This is a genomic window from Hylemonella sp. W303a (assembly GCF_046452315.1).
Classification (GTDB): Bacteria; Pseudomonadota; Gammaproteobacteria; order Burkholderiales; family Burkholderiaceae_C; genus Hylemonella.
Genome location: NZ_JBKFDG010000002.1, coordinates 77,870 through 101,993, shown reverse-complemented (window position 1 = coordinate 101,993; position 24,124 = coordinate 77,870). Strand labels below are relative to the sequence as shown.

General features: G+C 63.1%; 20 protein-coding genes. 4 read left to right on the top strand and 16 right to left on the bottom strand.

Translation table 11 applies throughout. The features are described 5' to 3' along the window. Positions 1 to 2: 2 nt before the first annotated feature. The 9 genes from ACLBKS_RS04110 to ACLBKS_RS04070 all read right to left on the bottom strand — a co-directional run bounded on the left by ACLBKS_RS04110 (position 3) and on the right by ACLBKS_RS04070 (position 11,267). Complete coding sequence (locus ACLBKS_RS04110) at positions 3 to 1,136, bottom strand: enoyl-CoA hydratase/isomerase family protein (RefSeq protein WP_410191531.1); 1,134 nt, start codon at positions 1,134 to 1,136, stop codon at positions 3 to 5. Further along, complete coding sequence (locus ACLBKS_RS04105) at positions 1,105 to 2,064, bottom strand: DMT family transporter (protein WP_410191530.1); 960 nt, start codon at positions 2,062 to 2,064, stop codon at positions 1,105 to 1,107. Before ACLBKS_RS04105 ends, ACLBKS_RS04110 begins: the two co-directional genes overlap by 32 nt. Positions 2,065 to 2,194: 130 nt before the next feature. After that, positions 2,195 to 4,021 (bottom strand): translational GTPase TypA, encoded by a 1,827-nt coding sequence (typA, locus tag ACLBKS_RS04100; protein ID WP_410191529.1) that lies wholly within the window; start codon positions 4,019 to 4,021, stop codon positions 2,195 to 2,197. Beyond that, positions 4,018 to 4,998, bottom strand: a complete 981-nt coding sequence (gene truB / locus ACLBKS_RS04095; RefSeq protein ID WP_410191528.1) for a tRNA pseudouridine(55) synthase TruB — start codon at positions 4,996 to 4,998, stop codon at positions 4,018 to 4,020. Before truB ends, typA begins: the two co-directional genes overlap by 4 nt. A 6-nt stretch (positions 4,999 to 5,004) precedes the next feature. Beyond that, on the bottom strand, positions 5,005 to 5,379 hold the full coding sequence (rbfA, locus tag ACLBKS_RS04090; protein WP_410191527.1) for a 30S ribosome-binding factor RbfA: 375 nt from the start codon (positions 5,377 to 5,379) through the stop codon (positions 5,005 to 5,007). Positions 5,380 to 5,400: 21 nt separating this feature from the next. Then, positions 5,401 to 8,268: a translation initiation factor IF-2 gene (gene infB / locus ACLBKS_RS04085; RefSeq protein WP_410191526.1), complete on the bottom strand. Its 2,868-nt coding sequence runs from the start codon at positions 8,266 to 8,268 to the stop codon at positions 5,401 to 5,403. A 161-nt stretch (positions 8,269 to 8,429) separates the two neighbouring features. Further along, positions 8,430 to 9,959, bottom strand: a complete 1,530-nt coding sequence (gene nusA, locus ACLBKS_RS04080; protein ID WP_410191525.1) for a transcription termination factor NusA — start codon at positions 9,957 to 9,959, stop codon at positions 8,430 to 8,432. 58 nt (positions 9,960 to 10,017) lie between these two features. Further along, on the bottom strand, positions 10,018 to 10,602 hold the full coding sequence (rimP, locus tag ACLBKS_RS04075; RefSeq protein WP_410191921.1) for a ribosome maturation factor RimP: 585 nt from the start codon (positions 10,600 to 10,602) through the stop codon (positions 10,018 to 10,020). A 215-nt stretch (positions 10,603 to 10,817) separates the two neighbouring features. After that, a complete protein-coding gene (locus ACLBKS_RS04070; RefSeq protein WP_410191524.1) occupies positions 10,818 to 11,267 on the bottom strand; it encodes a Cd(II)/Pb(II)-responsive transcriptional regulator in 450 nt (149 codons plus the stop codon). Between the two features lie 74 nt (positions 11,268 to 11,341). On the opposite strand from ACLBKS_RS04070, the gene ACLBKS_RS04065 reads away from it, so the two are divergent. Continuing rightward, complete coding sequence (locus ACLBKS_RS04065; protein WP_410191523.1) at positions 11,342 to 12,037, top strand: cation transporter; 696 nt, start codon at positions 11,342 to 11,344, stop codon at positions 12,035 to 12,037. Between the two features lie 61 nt (positions 12,038 to 12,098). On the opposite strand, the gene ACLBKS_RS04060 is transcribed toward ACLBKS_RS04065, so the two are convergent. From ACLBKS_RS04060 to ACLBKS_RS04045, 4 genes are read right to left on the bottom strand one after another with little or no spacing between them, the layout of a single operon-like run. Next, positions 12,099 to 13,733 carry an ABC transporter ATP-binding protein gene (locus ACLBKS_RS04060; RefSeq protein ID WP_410191522.1) on the bottom strand — a complete coding sequence of 545 codons (1,635 nt, stop codon included), beginning with the start codon at positions 13,731 to 13,733 and terminating at the stop codon, positions 12,099 to 12,101. Beyond that, entirely contained in the window at positions 13,730 to 14,842 is a 1,113-nt protein-coding gene (locus tag ACLBKS_RS04055) for an ABC transporter permease (protein ID WP_410191920.1), read from the bottom strand. Before ACLBKS_RS04055 ends, ACLBKS_RS04060 begins: the two co-directional genes overlap by 4 nt. A gap of 57 nt (positions 14,843 to 14,899) precedes the next feature. After that, positions 14,900 to 15,931: a microcin C ABC transporter permease YejB gene (locus ACLBKS_RS04050; RefSeq protein WP_410191521.1), complete on the bottom strand. Its 1,032-nt coding sequence runs from the start codon at positions 15,929 to 15,931 to the stop codon at positions 14,900 to 14,902. Between the two features lie 10 nt (positions 15,932 to 15,941). Then, positions 15,942 to 17,753: an extracellular solute-binding protein gene (locus ACLBKS_RS04045; RefSeq protein ID WP_410191520.1), complete on the bottom strand. Its 1,812-nt coding sequence runs from the start codon at positions 17,751 to 17,753 to the stop codon at positions 15,942 to 15,944. 116 nt (positions 17,754 to 17,869) lie between these two features. Between ACLBKS_RS04045 and fabI the strand changes: the two genes are divergently transcribed. After that, positions 17,870 to 18,655 (top strand): enoyl-ACP reductase FabI, encoded by a 786-nt coding sequence (fabI, locus tag ACLBKS_RS04040; RefSeq protein WP_410191519.1) that lies wholly within the window; start codon positions 17,870 to 17,872, stop codon positions 18,653 to 18,655. Between the two features lie 257 nt (positions 18,656 to 18,912). Here fabI and ACLBKS_RS04035 read toward each other — a convergent pair whose 3' ends face one another. After that, positions 18,913 to 19,698, bottom strand: coding sequence for a MipA/OmpV family protein (locus ACLBKS_RS04035; protein ID WP_410191518.1), 786 nt, complete (start codon positions 19,696 to 19,698; stop codon positions 18,913 to 18,915). 192 nt (positions 19,699 to 19,890) lie between these two features. On the opposite strand from ACLBKS_RS04035, the gene ACLBKS_RS04030 reads away from it, so the two are divergent. Together ACLBKS_RS04030 and ACLBKS_RS04025 are read left to right on the top strand one after the other, a co-directional pair. Next, positions 19,891 to 20,619 carry a response regulator gene (locus ACLBKS_RS04030; protein WP_410191517.1) on the top strand — a complete coding sequence of 243 codons (729 nt, stop codon included), beginning with the start codon at positions 19,891 to 19,893 and terminating at the stop codon, positions 20,617 to 20,619. Then, on the top strand, positions 20,620 to 21,993 hold the full coding sequence (locus ACLBKS_RS04025) for an ATP-binding protein (protein ID WP_410191516.1): 1,374 nt from the start codon (positions 20,620 to 20,622) through the stop codon (positions 21,991 to 21,993). Positions 21,994 to 22,028: 35 nt separating this feature from the next. On the opposite strand, the gene ACLBKS_RS04020 is transcribed toward ACLBKS_RS04025, so the two are convergent. Further along, a complete protein-coding gene (locus ACLBKS_RS04020) occupies positions 22,029 to 22,940 on the bottom strand; it encodes a patatin-like phospholipase family protein (RefSeq protein WP_410191515.1) in 912 nt (303 codons plus the stop codon). Between the two features lie 132 nt (positions 22,941 to 23,072). Next, complete coding sequence (locus ACLBKS_RS04015) at positions 23,073 to 23,987, bottom strand: DNA ligase (RefSeq protein ID WP_410191514.1); 915 nt, start codon at positions 23,985 to 23,987, stop codon at positions 23,073 to 23,075. Positions 23,988 to 24,124: the final 137 nt, after the last annotated feature.

Sequence of the window (24,124 nt, the reverse complement as noted above, 5' to 3'; positions counted from 1 at the left end):
ACTCAGCTTAAATGTTTGAGAGGGTGCGCGTGCGCGGGCCAGGGCGATACAAAAAAGCCCGTCACCATCTCCGGTGACACATCCTCAAGCCGCGCGGGATTCCACTTCGGCGCGCGGTCCTTGTCAACGACCAGGGCGCGGATGCCCTCCATGGTTTCAGTCTGGTCCATGTACCGGCCCAGATGTCGCGTGTTGAAGCAATGCCGCACCATGTCGCGTTCCAAGCGCAGCTCATCGGCCAGGGCCATGCTGGCACCGCGGCGAATCAGCGCCAAGGTGACCTCCAACATCAGCGGCGAATGGCTGCGCAGCGCCTGGCGGGTGGCCTCAGCCCAGCTGGCCTGAGGCTCGTTGCAACCCGTTTTCTTCTCGAGGGCATGCACGATGTCCAGCACAGTGGGCTGATCAAAACAACGCGCGATCGTGTCCAGCGGCAAGGCCGCTTCCGGCGCCGCGCTTGCATACGCCGAGCACCAAGACTGGAGGGTGTCGCCATCGAAGGCAGATAGTCCAGCCAGCGCATCCCAGGCGTTTTGCAGGCGAGCCGGATCAAAGCAGGCATCGGCCAGTTTCAAGGCCAGTGCGTCGCCTGCGCCGATGGCGTCGCTGGTCAGCGCCAGCCATTCGCCCCCGCGTTGGGGGCAGCGTGCCAGGAACCAGCCGCCACCCACGTCAGGGAACAGTCCGATGTGGGTCTCGGGCATGGCCATCTTCGTGCGTGGCGTCACGATGCGCAGAGAAGCACCCTGCGCAATGCCCATGCCACCGCCCATGACGACACCGTCCATGAAGGCGATGTAGGGCTTAGAAAAATGGTGAATCAGATGGTTGAGCGCGTATTCTTCGGTGAAGAAATCCTCCACCTCGGCGTCCCCGCGCAAGACAGCTCCGTGAAAGAAGCGGATGTCACCGCCCGCGCAGAAAGCGCCGAAGGGCCCTTCCTTGCCCTGCCCGCGGATGGCCACGGCCTGAATGGTCGGATCATCGCGCCAGACGTGCAAGGTCTGGGTCAGCGCGCGCACCATGGGGAGCGACAGCGCGTTGAGCGCCCGGGGCCGATGGAGCGTGATGCAGCCAAGAGCGCCGCGCACCTCCAGCAGAAGTTCAGGACAAGATGGAAGGTGGGGGGCTGTCATTTCGCTTGTCCTTGTTCTGCTGGGCCCAACCCAGAGCCTCGTTCGCGGCCAGTGCGCCGATGACCAGCAGGCCACCCGTCAACGCGTTCGCGCCGGGGGCCTCTCCCGCGCCCAGCCAGGCCCAGAGAATGCCGAAGATCACCTCCAGCAGGCCCAGCAGCGCCAGCTCAGCCGCCTTGAGCACGCGCGCGCAGAAGACCGCCAGAACACAGGGAATGCCCAGTTGCACCACGCCCAGCAAACCCAGCCAGCCCAAGTCCGTGACGTCAGCTTGCCAAGGCAACGTCAAGGGCAAGGTGACCAAGGACGACAAGATCGCACCAATCAACACGGAAGGCACCAGTCCAATCTCCGCTGCAGTCTTGTCCGTCGCAACCCGCCGGGACTGGTGTTGTGCCACCGTCCACTGCACGGAGCCTGCGATGGGCACGATCAGCGCGATCAATGAACCTATCAAGAGCCCGTCAGACCCACCTTCTGCCGCTTTCCCGAAATTCAGTTGCGCGCCGTACATCCACACGATGCCCGCTCCCGCCACGACAATCGCGACCCAGGTGCGCACGGGCAGCTTGTGGCGAAGCGCGAAGCGCGCCATCAAGGCCGTGAACAAGGGCCCCAGGGCCATGGTGACCAGCACGTTAGCCACCGTGGTCAGGGTCAGCGCGAACATGAAGGCGGTGAACATGATGCCCCAGCACACACCCGATAGCCAGAGGGAGGTATCGCGCCATGGGATGTGCCGAAACACGCCCCTGCCCTGCCACAGCGGCAGGATGGCGAGCAGCGTGAGGACGGTGAAGAAGCTGCGCCAGAAAGTGACTTCCAGGCCGTGAGCGTGCGTGAGCTGACGCGAAACGAGGCCCGCGATGGACCACATCAGGGTCACGGCCAACATCAGCCAAACGGCCTTGCGATGGGTCAAACGCATAGGTATGGAAGGAGTGCCAATGTTCAGACGGGGGCACCCGTGGAACTGGCTTTGCCAGGCCACTGGGTGCGTCCCCCCTGCCACCGAAGGTTGGCGTTCAGGGGGGAAGCCGCGGAGCGGCTCAGGGGGGTCATTCCCGTGAAGCGCGCTTGCGTTCATGCTCTTTCAGGAAGCGCTTGCGCAGGCGGATGCTCTTAGGCGTGATCTCCACCAATTCATCGTCCTCGATGAACTCGACGCCATATTCCAGCGTGAGATCGATGGGCGGGGTGATCTTGATGGCGTCTTCCTTGCCGCTGACACGGAAGTTGGTCAGCTGCTTGGTGCGCGTGGCATTGACCACCAGGTCGTTGTCGCGGCTGTGGATACCGACGATCATGCCTTCGTACACCGGATCATTGGCCTTGACGAACATGCGGCCGCGGTCGTCCAGCTTGCCCAGGGCGTAGGTGAAGATTTCACCGTCGTCCATGGAAATCAGGACGCCGTTCTTGCGGCTGGCGATCTCACCCTTGTGCGGTTCGTAGCTGTCGAAGATGTTGGCGATCAGGCCCGAACCACGCGTCAGGTTCAGGAATTCGTTGGAGAAACCGATCAGGCCACGCGCCGGAATGCGGTACTCCAGGCGCACGCGGCCACGGCCGTCCGGCTCCATGTTCACCAGCTCGCCCTTGCGTTCGCCGAGGGCCTGCATCACGCCGCCCTGATGGCCTTCTTCGATGTCGGCCGTCACCAACTCGATGGGCTCATGACGTTCTCCATTGATGTCCTTGAACACCACGCGCGGCTTGCCGACGGCCAGCTCATACCCTTCGCGGCGCATGTTCTCCAGCAGGATGGTCAGGTGCAATTCACCGCGACCGCTGACCTCGAACACGCCGTCTTCGTCGGTTTCCTTGACGCGCAGGGCGACGTTGCTTTGCAGTTCTTTCTGCAGGCGATCCCAGATCTGGCGGCTGGTCACGAACTTGCCTTCGCGGCCCGCCAGCGGCGAGGTGTTGACGCAGAAGTTCATGGTCAGCGTGGGCTCGTCGACCTTGAGCATGGGCAGGGGCGCGGGCTTGACCGGATCGGTCACGGTCACGCCGATGCCGATTTCATCGATGCCGTTGATCAGCACGATGTCGCCAGGGCCGGCTTCCGGGGCCTGCACACGATCCAGGCCCTGGAAGGTCAGCACCTGATTGATGCGGCCCTTGGTGGATTTGCCGTCCGGACCTTCCATCACCAGCACGTCCATACCCGGCTTGATCGTGCCCTGGCTCACGCGGCCCACGCCGATGCGGCCGACGAAGGAGGAAAAGTCCAGCGCGGAGATCTGCAACTGCAGCGGCGCGGCCGGATCGCCCTTCTGCGCCGGCACATGCTTGAGCACGGTCTCGAACAGGGCCGACATGTCAGGGCCCCATTGCTCGCCTGGCGCACCCTCGGTCAGCGACGACCAGCCATTGATGCCCGAGGCATAGACCACGGGGAAGTCCAGTTGCTCGTCGTTGGCACCCAGCTTGTCGAAGAGGTCGAAGGCGGCATTGACCACCTTGTCGGGGTTGGCACCGGGCTTGTCCACCTTGTTCACCACCACGATGGGCTTGAGGCCCAGGGCCAGCGCCTTCTTGGTCACGAAGCGGGTCTGCGGCATCGGGCCTTCCTGGGCATCGATCAGCAGCAGGACGCCGTCCACCATGGACAGGGCACGCTCGACTTCGCCACCGAAGTCCGCGTGGCCGGGGGTGTCGACGATGTTGATGTGCGTGCCACCCCAGCTCACGGCGCAGTTCTTGGCCAGGATGGTGATGCCGCGTTCCTTTTCGATGGCGTTGTTGTCCATCACGGTGTCGACCACCTTTTCGTGCTCGGCGAAGGTGCCCGACTGGCGCAGGAGTTGGTCAACCATCGTGGTCTTGCCGTGGTCCACGTGGGCGATGATGGCGATGTTGCGGATTTGCTTGGTACTCATGATTGCGGTTGTGCTTGGGTTTCCAGAATCTGTTGAATTTCGATGGGACTCAACAGTCGTCCCGGTATCAGTTCGCTGGCCTTCACGTGGGCGGTGCCGAGCAGCGCCAGCGGTGCTGCATCTTTGACAGGGGCCGGGCCGAACACGGCCGCGCGCGGCGCGTCTGGCCAGGCGCCCCGGCGGCGCATGCCGGACAGGAAACGTCCGGCATTCTCCGCATCCAGCGTGATGGCCACATGACCATCGAGCAGGATCTCGGTGGGCCTCAACGCACGATGACGCCCAACCTCCTCCATCGCTTCAAGGGCCGCAAGGTCGATGCATTGGGACTCGTCAAACGGCCCGGTGGCGACGCGGCGCAGCGCGACCAGGTGACCACCGCAGCCCAGTGCCTCGCCGATGTCTTCGCCGAGGGTGCGGATGTAGGTGCCCTTGCTGCACAGCACGCGCAGGCGCAGGAACGGGGCATCCCCCTGAAGCTGCATGTCCAGCAGCTCCAGTTCGTGGATCACGACCTCGCGCGGCTTGCGGTCCACCGTCTCGCCATCCCGGGCGTATTCGTAGAGGGCTTTGCCATCCTTCTTGAGCGCGCTGTGCATGGGTGGCACCTGATGGATCGGCCCCATGAAGCGGTCCAGCACCTCGACCACTTGGCCAGGCGTGCAACGCACGGGACGCGTGGCGACCACCTCTCCCTCCGCGTCGGCGGTGCTGGTCTTCACGCCCAGGCGCACTGTGGTCTCGTAGGTCTTGTCGGCGTCCAGGTGCAGCTGGCTGAATTTGGTGGCGGCGCCGAAGCACAGCGGCAGCACGCCGGTGGCCAGCGGGTCCAGCGTTCCCGTGTGCCCTGCTTTCTCGGCGCGCAGCAACCACTTGGCCTTCTGCAAGGCCTGATTGCTGGACAGACCCAGCGGCTTGTCCAGCAACAGCACCCCATGCACGGGGCGCCTCACGACCCGTGCACGTGGAGCGTTCATGCCGGGTTAGACCTCGTCGTCTTTCGCACGGGACGCCACTGCCTTGGCGATCAAGGCGTTCATGTCGGCCGCGCGCTCGGTGGTGCGGTCGAACACGAAATGCAGCGTGGGCACCGTGTGGATGTGCAGACGCTTGAAGAGGCCGTTGCGCAGGAAGCCCGCCGCCTGATTCAGCGCGTCCTGGGTTTCCTGGGGCTCTCCGATCAGCACGCTGAAGTAGACCTTGGCGTGGGCATAGTCCGGAGTGACCTCCACGCCCTGCAGCGTGACCATGCCGACGCGAGGGTCCTTCAGCTCGCGCGCGATCAACTCCGACAGATCGCGCTGGATCTGATCGGCGACCTTGTGACCGCGGTTGATGGGGGACTTCTTCGCTGGCATGGGGGTCTTCGCCTCTGACGCTTACAGGGTGCGCGCGATTTCCTTGACCTCGAAGAACTCCAACTGATCACCTTCTTTGATGTCGTTGTAGTTCTTGAGCTTGATACCGCACTCGAAGCCTTCCTTGACCTCGCGCACATCGTCCTTCATGCGCTTGAGGGAGTCCAGTTCGCCCGTGTAGATGACCACGTTGTCGCGCAGCAGGCGGAAATGCGCGCTGCGCGTGACGTGACCCGAGGTGACCATGCAACCCGCGACGGTGCCGATCTTGGAAGCAACGAAGACGGTGCGGATCTCGGCCATGCCGATGACTTCTTCTTTCTTCTCCGGCGCCAGCATGCCCGACATGGCCGCCTTCAACTCGTCCACGGCGTCGTAGATGATGTTGTAGTAGCGGATATCGATGCCATTGCCCTCGGCCAGCTTGCGCGCGCCCGCGTCGGCACGTGTGTTGAAGCCAATGACCACGGCTTTGGAGGCGATGGCCAGGTTGATGTCCGACTCGCTGATGCCACCCACGGCGGCGTACACAAGCTGAACCTTGACTTCATCGGTCGAGAGCTTGAGCAGGGATGCGGCCAGCGCTTCCTGCGAGCCTTGCACGTCGGCCTTGACGATGATGGGCAGCATCTTGACCTCGCCAGCGGCGATGTCGGAGAACATGTTCTCCAGCTTGGCGGCCTGTTGCTTGGCCAGCTTGGTGTTCCGGAACTTGCCAGCGCGATAGGTCGCGATCTCGCGGGCGCGACGCTCATCGGTCAGCACCATGAATTCGTCGCCCGCCTGAGGCACCTCGGTCAGGCCCTGGATTTCGACCGGGATCGACGGACCCGCGTTGTCGATCTTGCGACCGCTCTCATCCAGCATGGCGCGCACGCGGCCATAGGTCTGGCCGGCCAGCACCACGTCGCCCGCCTTGAGCGTGCCCGATTGCACCAACACGGTGGCGACGGGGCCGCGGCCCTTGTCCAACTGCGCTTCGATGACCAAACCCTTGGCGGCGGCGTCAACTGGCGCCTTCAGCTCCAGCACTTCGGCCTGCAGCAGCACTTGCTCCAGCAGTTCGTCGATGCCCATGCCGGTCTTGGACGACACGGCCACGAAGGGTGAATCGCCGCCGAAGTCCTCGGGCACGACTTCCTCGGCCACCAGCTCGGCCTTGACCTTTTCGATATTGGCTTCGGGCTTGTCGGCCTTGGTCATGGCCACGACGATCGGAACCCCGGCTGCCTTGGCGTGCTTGATGGCTTCCTTGGTCTGCGGCATCACGCCGTCGTCGGCGGCGCAGACCAGGATGACGATGTCCGTGGCCTGGGCGCCACGCGCCCGCATTGCGGTGAACGCCTCGTGACCCGGGGTGTCGAGGAAGGAGATCATGCCGCGCGGCGTCTCGACGTGGTAAGCGCCAATGTGCTGCGTGATGCCGCCCGCCTCGCCCGCCGCGACCTTGGTGCGGCGGATGTAGTCCAGCAGCGAAGTCTTGCCGTGGTCGACGTGGCCCATGACGGTGACCACCGGAGCGCGCGGCAGCGCGTCAGCCTGGTGAGCCGATGCTTCTTCTTCGGTGAACGCTTCCGGATCGTCCAGCGCGGCGATGATGGCCTTGTGGCCCATTTCCTCGACCACGATCATGGCCGTGTCCTGGTCCAGCGGCTGGTTGATGGTGACCATCTGGCCCAGCTTCATCAACACTTTGATGACTTCGCTGGCCTTGACCGCCATCTTGTGAGCCAACTCGGCCACGGTGATGGTTTCGGGCACATGCACTTCGAGCACCCGCGCCTCTTGGGGAGCGGATGCAGCTTGTACTTCTTCGCGGTCATGACCGCGCTTGCCGCCGCGCGGGCCGCTGCGCCAGCTGCCGCGACCGACGCCGCCGCTGGAGTCGCCACGGGTCGGGATGGCCTTCTTCTTGGCCGGATCGCCCGCCCAGCTGGACGACAACTTAGCGGACTTGATTTCCTTACCTGGCGCGTTGGGCGCACCCGGCTTCGCTGCACCCGCAGCGCCAGTCTTGGGCGCGGCGGCCGTTCCACTCGCATTCGCGTTGGCGGGCTTGTGCAGCGTGCCCTTCTTGGCAGCCGGGGCTTCTTCCTTCTTCGGCGGCGGAGGGGGCGCCTTCTTGGCCGGACTGGCCATCATGGTGCGGATGGCGGCGGCCTCGGCTTCGGCCTTGCGACGACGCGCTTCGAGGTCGGCGCGCGCCGCTTCTTCTGCGGCACGAGCCTGGGCGGTCGCCTGTTCCTTGGCCGCCTGCGCGGCAGCGCGGGCAGCGGCCTGGTCCACGGCCACGGCCACGGCCGCGGGCGGCTGAGGCGTCGCCGCCGCCAACTGCTGTGCCGCGGCTTGCGCAGCGGCGGCTTCGGCCGCAGCTGCTGCGGCCCGTTCTTGAGCCTCCTGCTCTTCACGCTGTCGACGGCGTTCGGCCAATTCTTCTTCCTGGCGGCGGATCAGCTCGGCTTGACGGCGCGCCTCTTCCTGGCGACGTGTCAGTTCTGCTTCGTCGATCACGGGCGCGGAGGGGATCACTGGTGCGATTTCCTCCGCAACCGGCACTTCGGTCTCGGCCTGGCTTTCGTTCTCGCCGTCCTCGCGGCGCACGAAAGTGCGCTTCTTGCGCACCTCCACCTGAATGGTGCGCGCCTTGCCCGTCGCATCCGCTTGCTTGATCTCGGTGGTGGACTTCTTCGTCAGGGTGATCTTCTTGCGCTCGGGGGCCGCCGTGCCATGGCTGGCCTGCAGGTGGCTGAGCAGACGCTGCTTGTCAGCGTCGGTCAAGGTGTCGGCGGCGGCGTTTTTGTTGACGCCAGCGGCTTTGAGTTGCTCGATCAAGGTGTCGGTCGGTTTCTTGAGTTCGGCGGCGAACTCGGCGACGGTGGTGCTGGACATGGTGTGTGACCCTGGTTTACGGCCCGGTGCTTTACGCAAGGCGGCGGCTGTTTTGTTTCTCGTGCGCCGCCAGCGCAAGGAGCGCCGGCCTTCAAGTTAATACTGTGAGTTCATGGTGTTCTCTTGGTAGAGAAAGGATGGATCATCCAACGGTCAGGCCTTTATGAAGAAGCCCCCGACGAAGCCGCTTCGTCCGCGAACCAATGCTCGCGCGCCTTGAGGATCAAGGCCTTCGCGTCATCCTCGCTCTGGCCCGTGATCGCGGTCAACTCGTCGATGGCCAAATCGGCCAGATCGTCAAGCGTGTGAACGCCGCCTTCGGCCAGCTTGGCGATCACGTCGGCACCCAGCGGCTTGCCCTGGAATTGCAGATCGCGCAGATCTTGAGAGACCTCGTCCACGCTCTCCTCACGGGCGATCTCGAGCGTGAGCAGCGCGTCCTTCGCGCGAGCGCGCAACTCGTTGACGGTGTCCTCGTCGAAGGCCTCGATCTCCAGCATTTCCTGCAGCGGAACGTAGGCCACTTCTTCGAGGCTGGTGAAACCCTCGGTGATCAGGATGTCGGCGATTTCCTCGTCCACATCCAGCTTTTCCATGAAGAGCTTGCGCAGCGTGGTCGTCTCGTCTGCCTGCTTCTGGGCCGACTCGGCGGCGTCCATGATGTTGATCTTCCAGCCGGTCAGCTCGGAAGCGAGGCGCACGTTCTGTCCGCCGCGACCGATGGCGATGGCCAGGTTTTCTTCGTCGACCACCACGTCCATGGCGTGTTTTTCTTCGTCCACGACGATGGACGACACATTGGCCGGAGCCAGCGCGCCGATCACGAACTGCGCCGGGTCTTCACTCCAGAGCACGATGTCCACGCGCTCGCCCGCCAACTCGTTGGTGACGGCATTGACGCGTGCGCCGCGCACGCCCACGCAGGTGCCGATCGGGTCCACGCGTTTGTCATGCGAGAGCACGGCGATCTTGGCGCGGCTGCCCGCGTCGCGAGCACAGCTCTTGATCTCCAACAAGCCCTGCTCGATCTCCGGGACTTCCTGCCGGAAGAGTTCGATCATGAACTCGGGCGCCGAGCGGGACAACAGGATCGCCGGACCGCGCTGCTCGGTGTTGACTTCCATGATCATGGCGCGCACGCGGTCGCCCGCGCGGAAATTCTCCTTGGGGATCATTTCATTGCGCTTGAGGCGACCTTCGACTCGACCGCTTTCCACGATCAGATCGCCCTTGTCCATGCGCTTGACGGAGCCGACAAAGATCTTCTCGCCACGAGACATGAAGTCGTTGAGCAGCATCTCGCGCTCCGCGTCACGGATCTTCTGCAAGATGACCTGCTTGGCGGCCATGGCGCCGATGCGGCCGATGGGCACGGACTCCACGGCTTCCTCGATGTACTCATCGACCTCGATGTCGGGGATTTGCTCCTTGGCCTCGAACAGCAGAATTTCCTGGTCGGGCAATTGGAGGCCAGCTTCATCCGGCACCACGTGCCAGCGGCGGAAAGTTTCGTACAAGCCGGTGTCACGGTCCACGGCCACGCGGATGTCCACGTCGCCTTCGTAGAGCTTCTTGGTGGCCTGCGCGAGCGCGGCCTCGACCGCGCCAAACACCACGTCGCGCTCGACATTCTTCTCGCGCGAGATGGCTTCCACCAACATCAACAATTCGCTGTTCTTGATCGAACTCATTTCTGAATCCCCTTCAACACTTCAAAACCTCAACCAATTCTTTATCGCGTGACCCGACTCAAGCGTCGACCGCGCCACGGCCTTTGAAATTCACGACTGGCGCCAACCTGGCCTCGCGCAGCTCATTCAGCGTGAACCCAAGGGCTTGCAGTGGCGCTGGCTCACGCTTCTTGCTCACGCGCTGCCCGGGTTTGGGCGCTGGCTCATCGCTCCAGACGATCTGCCAGCCGCCGTCGGCCGTCCTCTCCAGCGTGCCGCGGAACTTCTTGCGGTTCGCCGAGACCTTGGCACCCGCCGCTACGCCTTCCGTGCTCCGAGCGGCTTCGCCGATGGGAGCCTTGAGTGTGACGTCGATCACCTGGCCCAAAAAACGCTCGAAATCTCGTTCGTGCCGCAGCGGCCGATCGATGCCGGGCGACGAAACTTCCAAACGCTTGTATTCAATGCCCTCGACTTCCAGCACATACTGCAATTGACGAGTGACCTTTTCGCAGTCCTCGACGTTCACGAACTGCTCGGGTTGGCCCGCGGTCCAGGGCAAATCGATCGTGATGCGCAAGAGCCCCCCGGCGGAGCGTTCAATCTCCACCAGTTCGTAACCGAGTCCGGTCACGGTTTGTTCGGCAATCTCTTGCAGCGTCAACTTGATCTTGTCCTTGTCCGAATGTGATGCGCCATCCCGTCGGCGGCCTTGGCGCTGGGGCCAAGGCGTGCCACATGCGGCATGCACACTTGTGACGGGACAAATAAAAACGGGCGGTTGGTATCCGCCCGTTGGTCTAGATGCACCGAATTGTAGCCGAAATTCGGCTCAAAACCAAGGCCTGGCCCGGATTTTGCCGGTGGCGAGCGGTCGATTCAACCCGGTTGAGCATGGCAGGCACAGGCCTCGCCATGGGCGGCGGCCACGAGATCGTTCAGGATGCCGCAATGACCGTTTTCATGGCGTCCGTCACAACGCGATTGCAGCTGCAGCAGTTGCTTTTCCAGGGCTTGCATGCTCTTAAGACGGGCGCGCACCCGGCTGAGTTGCTCGGCCACCAGGGCGTCCACCGCGCCCGCGCCAGCGCCCGCTCCTTCCTCGTCCGAGGTTTGGTCGATGAAACCCAGCAAGCGTGAGACATCGACCAAGGGCATGTCCAGGGCACGGCAGTGACGGATAAAGGCCAGCCGTTCTAGATGGGCGATTTGGTAGTCGCGGTAACCGTTGTCCCGCCGTGCTGGCGCGGGAAGCAGGCCTTGCTTCTCGTAATAGCGGATGGTTTCCACGTCGACACCCGTGGCGGCGGCCAAAGCCTTGATTTGCATGCGACGCCTCCTTACTCGGCGCTTGACACTGTAGCAACTTCAGGGTTTTCAATGCATGCACAGGAGAAATATCCATGTCTGCTCACTGCCACCATGACCACGATTTGAGCCCTGGCCAGATCACCCACCTTGCACGCTACCAAGCCATCCTTTGGGTGGCACTGGTGCTCAACGCCGGCATGTTCGCTTTGGAGATCGCCGCAGGCATCCATGCCGGTTCCCTGTCCTTGCTCGCAGACGCGGTCGATTTCGCGGGGGATGCCTTGAATTACGGGGTCTCGCTGGCCGTGTTAACCGCCGCCTTGCATTGGCGGGCCCGAGCGGCCTTAGTCAAATCGCTCTCCATGATGGGGTTTGGCCTCTATGTCCTGTGCCACGCGCTCTGGTCCATCTGGCATGGCGACATCCCCGAGGCCTTGACGATGGGGGTCGTGGCCGCGCTGGCCCTGGCGGTGAACGTCGCGGTCGCCGCCATGCTCTACGCCTTTCGGGAGGGCGATGCCAATATGCGCAGTGTCTGGCTATGTTCGCGCAATGACGCCATCGGCAACGTCGCCGTCATGCTGGCGGCGCTGGGCGTCTTCGGCACGGGTTCGGCCTGGCCTGACCTGGTGGTCGCCTCCCTCATGGCCGCACTGGCCCTGCATGGTGGCTGGCTGGTGATGCGCCAGGCACGCACGGAACTGCGACATGGCACCTCCGTTGATGCGCAGCCGCGTCACGCACAAGCTCAGGCGCACTGTTGTACGCATGACCATCGCCATGACTGAGGCTGGCCTCGACCTCGGAAGGTTGCGCTAGCGGCGGCCGCGCTTGTCTCCCTGGCGTTTATCAAGGTGTGGCTGCGGCCTTTACCAAGGCTTGTGTGTAGGGGTCGTGGGGAGCATCCAACAAGGCCAGCGCCGGACCGGCCTCGACGACGCGTCCAGCCTGCATGACCAGCACGTCATGGGCCATGGCGCGGATCACGTCCACGTCGTGCGTGATGAGCAGGTAGGCCAGGCCATGCTCGCGTTGCAGACGCTGCAGCAATTCCAGCACCTGTTTCTGGATGCTCACGTCCAGCGCGCTGGTGGGCTCGTCCAGCACCAGCAGGCGCGGTCGCACCGCCAAAGCCCGCGCGATGGCGATGCGCTGGCGCTGGCCGCCAGAGAACTCGTGGGGGTAGCGCTGGAGAAAGCCGGGGAACTGCCGTTCATCCAGGCCAACCTCGGCCAGCACCTGAGTGACCCGGGCGCGGCGCCCGGCCGCGTCCAACTCTGGCATGTGCACGCCCAAGCCCTCGCCCACGATCTCTTCGACCGTGCGGCGCGGGGACAGCGAGGAAAACGGGTCTTGAAAAACCACTTGAACTTGGCTTCTTAAATCCTTGTTTTCTTTCTGTTTTTTGCTCCAGACTTGACCTAGGACACGCAGTTCGCCGCTCACCTCCTGGAGGGGCAAGAGCCCCAAGGCGGCAAGTGCCAGGGTGGATTTGCCCGAGCCAGATTCCCCAATCACGCCCAGGGTTTGGCCCGCCCGCAGTTCGAAATCGACCTGATGCACAGCCACGAACTCCCCGCGCCCGAACCAGCCGCGCCAGCCCGGGCGTGCCACCGGATAGCGCACCCGCAAGCCGCGGGCCTCCAGCAGGAGGCTCGTCTCGGCGTCGGAATCGGGCGCGGTGTCCGGCACATCGCGTTGCGGTCTGCTCGCGATCAGGCTGCGGGTGTAGGCGTGTTGTGGACTGCCGAACACCGCATCCACCGCGCCTTGCTCCACGATATGGCCGCTTTCCATCACGATGACGCGTTGGGAGAACCGGCGCACCAGGTTCAAGTCATGCGTGATCATCAACACGGCCATGCCGTGCTTGCGCTGCAGGTCGTCCAGCAGGTCCAGGATTTGTCCACGCAGACTGACGTCCAGCGCGGTCGTTGGCTCGTCGGCCAACAGCAGGCGCGGCTGGCAAGCCAGGGCCATGGCAATCATGGCGCGCTGGCGCTGACCACCGCTGAGCTGGTGCGGATAGGCTGTCGCCCGCCGCGCCGGTTCGGCGATGCCCGTGTCCGCCAAAAGATCCACGGCGCGAGCCCAGGCGGCCCTGCGGCTCAAACCCACCTTGACCTGCAGCACTTCGGCGATTTGGTCTCCGATGGGATAGAGCGGATTCAGGGCCGTCATGGGCTCCTGAAAGATCATCGCGATGTCGCGACCGCGCACACCCCGCAGGGCACGGTCGCCCAGACGCAGCAAATCCACCGGCTCACCTGCACCGCCCTCGCCGCCCGTGAAATGCACCGAGCCTTCCACGCGCGCATCGCCGAGCAAGCGCAGCAGGCTCAAGGCCGTGACGGTCTTGCCCGAGCCGGACTCCCCGACCAGGGCAACCTTCTCACCAGCCGCGATGTCGAAGTCAATCCCATGGACGACCACTTTGTCGTCAAAGGCGACCTGCAAGTTTCGGGCTCGCAACAACACCGTCATGCGACCGCCTTCCGGGGCTGCGCGGGTGCGGATGGGCTGACATCCCGCTTGCGGGGGTCGAGGGCATCACGCAATGCATCGCCCATGAAGGTCAGCAACAGCAGGGTCAGCACCAGCACGCCAAACGTGGACAGGGAAATCCACCAGGCGTCGATGCTGTTCTTGCCCTGGGCCAGCAACTCGCCCAGCGAGGGTGTGCCAGGTGGAACGCCCAGGCCCAGGAAATCGAGCGAGGTCAAGGCGAGGATGGCCGCGCTCATGCGGAAGGGCAGAAAGGTCACCACGGGCGTCAGGCTGTTGGGCAGCACGTGCCTCCAAATGATTTGGGCATGCGACAAGCCGAGTGCGCGCGCCGCTCGCACATAGTCAAGCTGGCGGTTGCGTAGGAACTCGGCGCGCACGTAGTCGGACAAGCCCATCCAGCCAAACAGGCTGAGCAGGATCAGCAGCAACGCCACACTGGGCGTGAAGACGGCGCTGAAAATGATCAACAGGTAAAGCTCAGGCATGGCGCTCCAGATCTCGATGAAGCGCTGAAAGGCCAAGTCGGTCCTCCCACCGAAAAAGCCCTGAATGGCCCCCGTCAGCACCCCCAGCACCACGCCTGTGACGGTGAGCGCGAGCGCAAAAAGCACGCTGACGCGAAAGCCGTAGATCAGTTGCGCCAGGAGATCGCGGCCTCGATCGTCCGTGCCCAGCCAGTTGTCCAGCGTGGGGGCGGATGGATTGGGCGACTTGGCGAAGTAGTTGAGCGTGTTCGGTCCGTAGGGGTTCAGGGTGTAGAGCACCCAGTTGTCACCCGCGCTCAGGCGCTCCTTGATGAAAGGGTCGAGGTAATCGGTGGGCGTTTCGAAGTCTCCCCCAAAGGTGGTCTCGGGGTAGTCCTTCACCATGGGAAAGTAGGTCTGCCCTTCGTAGCGCACGATCAGCGGCCGGTCATTGCTGATCAACTCGGCGCCTAGGCTAATCAGTACCAGCGTGGCGAAGATCAGCAAACTGTAGAAGCCCAGGCGGTTGCGCCGGAAACGCAGCCAGGCTCGGCGTGAAGGTGACAAAGACACAGGCGCTCCGGCCGGTCCTTGCACAGGCTTGGCGTGCTTCTTCGCCATCAGGCGAGTGTTGGGCGGTGTAGAAGGTTCGTTGCCGACTGAAGTCATGGCATGGGCTTAGTCAAACTTCACGCGAGGGTCCGCCCACACGTAGCAGAGGTCACTGACAAGCTTGGTGACCAAGCCGATCAGGGTGAACAGGTACAAGGTGCCCAGCACCACGGGATAGTCGCGACGGATCACGCTCTCGTAACTGAGCAGCCCCAGGCCATCGAGCGAGAACAAGGTTTCGATCAACAGCGAGCCGGTGAAAAAAGCACCAATGAAGGCTGCGGGAAAGCCCGTCACGATCGGGATCAGGGCGTTGCGAAAGACGTGCTTCCACAGGACCTGCCGCTCGGTCAGGCCCTTCGCACGTGCCGTGAGCACGTATTGCTTGCGGATTTCTTCCAGGAAAGCGTTCTTGGTCAGCATGGCCGTGACCGCGAAACTGCCCAGCACCATCGCCGTCACGGGCAGCGTGATGTGCCAGAGGTAATCCACGATGCGCGCTCCCCAGGACAATTCCTCCCAGTTGGGCGACGTCAGCCCGCGCAGCGGGAACCACTGCAGCTGCCCGCCGAAAATCACCAGCAAGGCCACGCCCAGCACAAAGCCCGGGATGGCGTAGCCCACGAGGACGATCAGCGTCGAGACAAGATCAAACCGCGATCCCGCGCGCACCGCCTTGGCCACGCCCAGGGGCACGGCCACGAGGTAACTGATCAGAAAAGTCCAGAGGCCCAGGCTGATGGAGACTGGGAGTTTCTCGACGATGAGATCCCAGACCTCCTTGTTTTGAAAGAAGCTGCGCCCCAAATCGAAACTCGCGAACTGCACCAACATCTGCCAGAAGCGCTCATGGGCGGGCTTGTCAAAGCCATACAAAGCCTTGATCTCTTCGAGGCGTTGAGGCGCCACGCCCTGATTGCCCCGGTAGCTGATGCCACCTGACTCCACGCCACCTCGTCCTGCCGCTGAGCGGGCCTCCACCAGATACTGCTCGACCGGTCCGCCAGGCACGAACTGGATCACCACGAAGGTGACGAGCAGAACGCCCAGCAAGGTGGGCAGCATCAGCAGAAGGCGTTTGACGATGTAGGCGAACATGGCGGCAAAGTCAGTGCGTCGGTAGGAACCACCAGGAGGACATCAGCCACTCCTCCGCCTTCGCGTATGGTGGCATGGGTTCCTGGTAGGCCAGCCGCTGCTGGTTGTACACCATGCGATGGGAAAGCAGGGTCCACTGGGGGATCAGGTAGTGGCTGTGCATGATCACCCGGTCCAGAGCACGACAGGCCGGCAGCAATTCCGCCTGATCGCGTGCGCGCGTCATGGCGGTGACCAGTGCATCCACCGCCGGACTCTTGACGCCTGAATGGTTGCTGGAGGCCTCCACGTCCGCCCCCTGGCTTCCGAAAATTTCCAGCATCTCCTGGCCAGGGTTGTGGGTGCCCTGGTAGGCGAGCGTGATGATGTCGAAATCAAACTTGTCCAACCGTTGCATGTACAAGGCGAAATCCACGGTGACGAAACGCAGGGAGATGCCCAACTTTTCCAGGTTACGTGCCCAGGGTGTCACGCCTCGAAGACCGCTCTCTCGGCTGTCAAGGTACTCCAGCACCATGGGGTTCCCTTGGCTGTCCCGCAGAGCCCCATCGCGGTAGATCCAGCCTGCGTCGGCCAACAACTGCCGCGCGCGCCGCAGGTTGTTGCGCAAGGATTGGCCTTCCCCGTCGGTCGTCGGTGGCTTGTACATGGGGCCAAACACGGTGTCGGGCACCTTGCCGCGCCATGGCTCCAACAAGGCAAGTTCTTTGGAATCCGGAGCGCCAGTGGCTTGGCACGCCGTGTTGCCAAACAGGTCTTGCACTCGTGGGTAACCGCCGTAAAACATTTGGCGGTTCATCCATTCGTAGTCAATGGCCAAGCCCAGTGCCTCCCGGACACGGACGTCCTTCAGCTGGGGACGGCGCGTGTTCAACACATAACTTTGGAAGCCTGCGGGAAGCTGGTGCGCCAGCTCCTTCTTGACCAACACGCCTTGTCGAAACAACTTGCCATCGATGCGACGCGCCCAATCGCCCGCCGAGTAGATGGTCATGAAGTCGAACTCTCCGGCCTTGAGGGCTTCCAGCCGCGCCGTGTTGTCCTTGTATATCTTGACGGTGATGCGGTCAAAGTTGTTGGAACCCCGGTTCACATTCAGCGCGCCACCCCAGTAACTCGGATCGCGAACGTACGTGATGTCGCGCCCGAAACTGACCGGACCGATGCGGTAGGGTCCGCTGCCGATGGGGGTGTCCACCACGACCTCGTCAAAGCGTTTGAGCTTGCCGTCGGCCTGGCGTCCCCAATCGCGGCTGAAGACTGGTAGGCTGCCAACGATGAGTGGCAATTCACGGTTGGGTACCTTGAAGCGGAAACGCACCGTGCGGGCGTCCAACACATCCACGCCCACGACCTCGTGCAGCAGCGTCGCGTAACTGGGCTGGGCATAAGGCCCAATCAGTGTCTCATAGCTGTGTTTGACGTCTGCCGCCTCCACGGGCTTGCCGTTGTGAAAGCGTGCTTCGGCCCGCAAGCGGAAGGTGGCACTCAAACGGTCTTTCGGCACGTCCACGCTCTCTGCCAGCAAGCCATAGGCAGACGCGGTCTCGTCCATGGAACCGACGAGCAAAGTTTCAAAGATCAGCTGTGCCAGGTAAGCGGGCGGCGAACCTTTGATGGTGTAGGGGTTGTACTTGTCGAAGGTCGAGTAGCGCAGATTGCTGACCATCCGCAACTCGCCCCCTTTGGGAGCGTCGGGATTGACATAGTCGAAGTGCGCGAAGCCAGGCGGGTACTTCAAGTCACCCCAGAGCGCATAACCGTGGGCTGCCCAGGCCGGGGTGCCAAAGGCCCACAAAAGAAGAATCAGCCAAAACCGCATGCGACAATTCTGCACTACGTTCAGTGCACCCCGCAACGAATCACGTGATCAACCTGCGGTTGTGCTGCCCGATCTCACAACAGACACTGCCCTCAATTCCACAGGAGAGAAGAACCATGGGTTTTCTGACCGGTAAGAAGCTGCTCATCACCGGCGTTCTGAGCAATCGATCCATCGCCTACGGCATCGCCAAGGCCTGCCACGCTCAAGGCGCGGAACTGGCTTTCAGCTACGTGGGCGAGCGCTTCAAGGACCGGATCACCGAGTTCGCCGCCGAATTCGGCTCCAAACTGATCTTCGATTGCGACGTGGGCGATGACGCGCAGATCGAGAACCTGTTCAAGGATTTGTCGGCCACTTGGCCCAAGATCGATGGTTTCGTCCATGCCATCGGTTTCGCGCCGCGCGAGGCGATCGCGGGCGACTTCCTCGAAGGTCTGAGCCGCGAAGGCTTCAAGATCGCGCACGACATCAGCGCCTACAGCTTCCCGGCCATGGCCAAGGCGGCCCTGCCCTACCTGAATGACAAGGCCGCTGCGCTGACGCTGACCTACCTGGGCGCCGAGCGCGTGGTGCCCAACTACAACACCATGGGCCTGGCCAAGGCTTCGCTGGAAGCCTCGGTGCGTTACTTGGCCGAATCGCTGGGCTCCCAACAGCGTGGCCTGCGCGCCAACGGCATTTCGGCCGGCCCCATCAAGACACTGGCGGCCAGCGGCATCAAAGACTTCGGCAAGATGCTCTCGGCCGTGGCTGCGGCCGCGCCGATCCGCCGCAACGTGACGATCGAGGACGTGGGCAACGTCGCCGCTTTCCTGCTGTCCGACCTGGCAGCGGGCGTCACCGGCGAGATCACCTACGTGGACGGCGGCTACAGCAAGGTCACGGCGGGCATGGCCTGAGTTCCGCGATGCGTCCCTGTCCGGGACGGCTGCGCATCAGTCGTCCTGGCCCGTGCAAAGGGACTCGCGCCAGCAGTGCATCAGGCACCACAACTCAGATGCCGGCTGGCCGGCCAATGACCACACCCAAGATGTCAAGGCGTCCTGCGTGATCCAGGCGCCATCCAGCATCCAACGCCCCCACCCCCGAGCCCGCGCTGTCCCTCGCCCGTCCGCAGGCATGGCATTCGCATTCATCCGCTGGCCTCGCTCGATGTTCAATAGCGGTAGACCAGAGCGGTCATGGCCAAATAATTGTTCTTGACTTGCACGATGGGGCTGTCAGCGGCATCGCCGAGCAGACGGCTCACGCCGCCGGTGGTTTTCACCATCCAGTGCGCGCTGAAGATGTGTGTCCAGTCCAAGGTCAATCTCAGACTGTCCACGCCACCGTCAGGGCGGTAAGCGTCGAAGCCGCTGTTCGCGGATTGCTTGTCGCTGACACCGAAATAGGTCTGCGCGTACCGATCGCTTCCAAGGTGGAGGCTGCCTGTGACGGCAATTTGATCACTCGGCCTGGACCACGCGGGTGCAGTCAAATCCACGCGAGCGCTCCAGCCGCGACGGGTTGCAGTGACCGGCTGATCCAGGGCGGCGCTCAAAGTCACATCGCCCGCGAGGTTTATGCCGATTTGCAGCAGGGCCAAGACCGATTCGGGAATGTTGCCCATGCCGCGCAGATGGTCCGAACCAGGTGTGAGGGCACGGTCCTCGTCGGCACGGCCATAGTCATAGCCGAGGGCCAATGACGAGAACCATCCGTTGCTGAACTGTTTGCGAAAGCCAAGTCCATTCTGCGGGTTGACGAACACCCCGTTGTCAAATTCGGCCGCGATATAGGGCAGAACCAAGGGCTGCAAGTCTTTGCCGCCCTCGTAGCGCGGTGCGACGCCACCGGCCAAGGCGAACAGGTAGACGTTTTCTGCATGGGCCGACTCACTGGCCGCCAGACCCAGGCCGAGCAGCGCGACGCAGAGCAAAGGAGAAAGTAGGGGAACACGCATGTGCAAGACCGTTTTCAATTGGAAAGCCTGAGTCTAGAAAGACGGCGCGGCACCGTCTGTCCTGAAGTTGCGCGAATCTGTGTGAAATTGTCGTCAAGCGTGTTCCAGCGCTCTCTCAAGGCACGCGGGTCCTAGAATCCGCGCGGTCCCGAGGCACACGGTCTCGGGCTTAGCACCACGCGGAGAGTATCGATGACCGAGGCGGCGCCACTCAAACACCCCGTGCTGCTGATCGAGGACGATGACCGTCTCGCGCAGCTCATCGGGGAATACCTGGACGGATACGAATTCGCCGTGACGATCGTGCGGCGTGGCGACCTCGCCGAGGCGGCCGTGCGCGAGCACAAGCCCGTCTTGGTGATTCTTGACCTCATGCTGCCCAACATGGACGGCATGGAAGTGTGTCGCCGGTTGCGGCGCTTTTCCGATGTGCCTGTGCTGATGCTGACGGCACGCATCGACGTATTCGACCAGATCGCCGGCTTGGAGGTCGGCGCCGACGACTACGTGCTCAAGCCCGTGGAGCCGCGTGTGCTCGTGGCGCGAGCACGGGCCTTGCTGCGGCGCGCGCCACCGACCGACACGGTGGCACCCGCCGTAGATAGCCAGCGGCTGGTCTTTGGCGAACTGCACATCTCCCCATCCAACCGCGCCGTGGCCTGGCGCGGCCAAACGGTGGAGCTGAAGACGGTCGAATTCAACCTCTTGTTGATCCTGGCACGGGCTGCTGGCCAGGTGCTCAGCCGCGACGACATCCTGCGGCAACTGCGGGGCATTGAGTTCGACGGCCTCGACCGCACGGTGGATTCGGGCATTTCGCGCCTGCGCCGTCGTTTCGAAGACACGACCCCCGAGCCGCGCAAGATCAAGACGATCTGGGGCCGCGGCTATCTGTTCAGCCCTTCTGCCTGGGAAGAATGAATGCTGCGCTCTTTGATCAAGCTGTACCTGCTCGTGGTGTTGGGCGTGGGCTTGTCCATCGCACTCATCAACCACGCCTTCCCCCAACTGTTCCGTGAACGCATCACGGAAGAGACCCGAGAAAGTTTCCGGGCCTTCACTTTTGTCCTGAACGAGTATGTTCAGCGGTATCCCGGCACGCAGCGGGAAGCGGCCCTGGCCGAGTTGCGACGACAAGCTGGAACCCGCTTCGAGATATTGGCGCTGGAGGACCTCGCCCCCCGCTTGAATCCAGATCAATTGAACGATCTGCGCGCGGGCAAGCTTGTGCTTCTCAGCATGTACACCTCAGACTACATCCTGCCCTTGCCCGACGGGCTCGTCGCCCGATCCAAGTTCGACATGCTAGACAGTGGCATCCAGGCCCTGGCTTATGTCGTGGTGGCGCTGGCCATGCTGTTCTCCGTGTTGTTCTGGGTGCATTACCACTGGCGCGACCTGCGCAAACTGCAAGACGCAGCCCGGGCCTTTGGCGCTGGGCGTTGGTCGACACGGGTGCAGCCGTCGAGGAAGTCGAACATCTATGACCTGTCGCAGCAGTTCAACGAGATGGCACGACAGATCGAAGACATCATCCAGCAGCAGCGCGACCTCATGCATGGCATCTCACACGAGCTCAAGACACCTCTGGCTCGCCTGGAATTTGGTCTTGCACTGCTGGACAGTCCGCAGGCTTCAGAACGGGAGCGCGAACGTCACTTGGCTTTACGCAAGGATGTGCGGGAACTGGATGAACTGGTCACCGAACTGCTGACCTTGAGCCGCCTGGAACAAGGCGTGGGACAGGCGGTGCTGACATGGGTGGTGGTCGCGGAGTTGATCGACAGCGTGGCCGCCGATGTGGCGCACGACATCAACGAGCGCGCCCTCCACCTGTCTGTCCATGTGGAGCACGCGCCCGAGCGGCACGTCTGCGACCCGCGCTTGGTGGCGCGAGCCTTGCTGAACCTCTTGCGCAATGGCATGCGTTATGCGCGACAGGCCATCGTGCTGCGCGCGGAGGCAGGAGTCGACGGAGCCCTGGTCCTGAGCGTGGAAGACGACGGCCCGGGCATACCGACCGAGGCGCGCGCACGCGTCTTCGAGCCCTTCTACCGCCTGGACGCGAGCCGGGATCGGCATACCGGCGGCTTCGGGCTCGGTTTGTCCATTGTGCGTCGCGTGGCCCTGGTGCATGGGGGCGGCGTCGTGCTCGAAGAATCCACCGGCGGCGGTGCCCGTTTTGTCATCACCCTACCCGCGGCCGTGGCGCGTGACCGCTGGGATCACCCCGCCAGTCAAGATACGGACCCGCCCGGAGCGAAAGCAGCGCCAAACGGAAAATCTAAGGCCTGATCCCGGGATGGCGTTGATGCAGGGTGGCACGGAAGTCAAGTATCTGCTACCTCATGCGCTGGCCGATCGACGCCATGCGTTGCGTCCAACGCTGCCCGTATGGCCGGTAGCCGCTTGCTGGCGGCGCGCTGTCCCGCCTCGTACAAATACGGTAGTGCGGCCGTTTCCCAAAGGCCAATCGGCCGATCCAGTTCGAGTTCGAGGTCGATCACCCTTTGTCCTCGTGCCCGCATGACGTCCAAGCGGGCCTGCATCAGGTTGTTGATCAAGGTGGTGCTAGTGCGCGCCACCAGACGCGTGAATCGGTCGATCTTGCGGGGTATGCCGCCCAAGAAACCTAAGGTCAGGATGACACGTGCGTCGGCCGCTGCCGCGACAGGCAGCGGATCGGACAGAACACCATCCACCAACTGAAGCCCGTCGATGGACACGGGGGGGAAGAGAATGGGCAGCGACATGCTTGCGCGTATCGCGTCCGCCAAGCGGCCCTGGGTGATCACCACTGGCCTGCCCGTGGCAGCCTGTGTCGCCGCGACTCGCAATGGCGTGGGAAGCTGTTCCAGCAGGGTGTCTCCGAAAGCCTGATGCACCCGCCGTGCGATGAGGCGGTCGTCACGCAAGGCGAAATGGGGACCGAACCCCGTCAGGCGTGGAGCGATCAATTGCGCATACGCACGCCAGCGCCGCTGCTGCGTCAGCTCCGCGGACCAAAGGGTGGTGGCCAAGCGCAACGCCCGCTCGCCATGCATGCCGCACGCGATTTGAGCGCCAAAAAGCGCGCCGGAGCTGCACCCCACGACCAAGTCGGGGCGGATACCCGCGTGCGCGAGTTGTTCCACGATGCCCAGCGCGGCGACGCTGCGCACGCCCCCACTGCCTAGCACCAATGCCAGGGAATATGAATCGGATCCAGAGTGAACGGGCAATTGAGGGCGATAGGTCGACATGATTGCAATCGGACGGTTCCACAAAGCCCCGGATCGTCGATCATCGTGGCGCGGCCGTCTTCGCAGCGCGCGCCGACTCGATGCGCAACCTGCGCACGTCCGAGGCTTCTGCCTTGCCGCCACGGTTCCGGGTTATGGCGCCATCAGCTCGGCGTCGACGCGCGGTCGCAAGAACGTTGCGAATCGAGGCAATCCTTCGTCCGTCAAGCCCCTGTAGCGGTAGCTCACCCAGCTTCCGATGGGTGGAGGATTAGAGCGCTGCTCGTCGGTGAAACCCGTGCCCAGGCGGAAAAGTCGCCCATCGAGGTTCTGGACTAGCAGAGCCCCCATGCGTCCAGCATGGCGCCCTTGCCCCGGCAAATGTTCAATCACCTGCGCCTCTGCGTCTTGAAAAGGCTTGACCTTGAGCAGATTGTCGCTGCGCCCAGTTTGGTAAGTGGCTTCGCCGCGATGCAGCATCAGGCCTTCTCCTCCTGCACGTACCGTGCTGTCCAGCCGCTGCATCAAGGCGGCATGGGTGGTCCCTCTGCCGTGTTCTATGAAGCTCAACCAGGCGCCCCACTGTGAGCCGTCCAGCCCTTGTCCCAGCGCGACCATGGTTGCCACGCGTTCAGTGAAGGTGCCGCCATGATCCGGCAGTTCAAACACCATGAAGCGCAGCCGCTTCCATGACTCGTCATCGGGAGATCTGCGCGCGACCGTTCCGGCCGTGTCTTCAAAGCGACCTCGGCCGCCCCACAGCTCCCCCTCCAGGGTTTGCCTGGGCCAGGCTTCGGTGAACCAAGTGGGTTCCTGAATGACACGCCCACCGCGAGAAATCAATTTGCGTCCATCCCACCTGGCGCGTACGCCATCCAGCTTTTCACTGACCCAGTAGTCGGCCAATCGCAAGGGAGGGGGCGCGTCGACGCGGTAGTCGCCAGCCAATAGCAGCTGTGGAGTCCTACTTTGGGCGAAAGCCATTCGGGTCCAATGGGCCAGTGCAAAGCACTTAAGAATGGTGGTGACCGCGCGGCGTTTGGATAGGGAGGTCGGAGGCAGTTTCATGCGGACAATCCTAGAATCCGGCAGTGCCGCAAGGAAGCGGCTGCGTCTGTGAGAAGCATGGATTCTTGAAATATCCAAAGTGGTCGCGGGCCGGGTAGACGATGCGGCAGCGCCGATGATGCCCCTTCAGATAATCC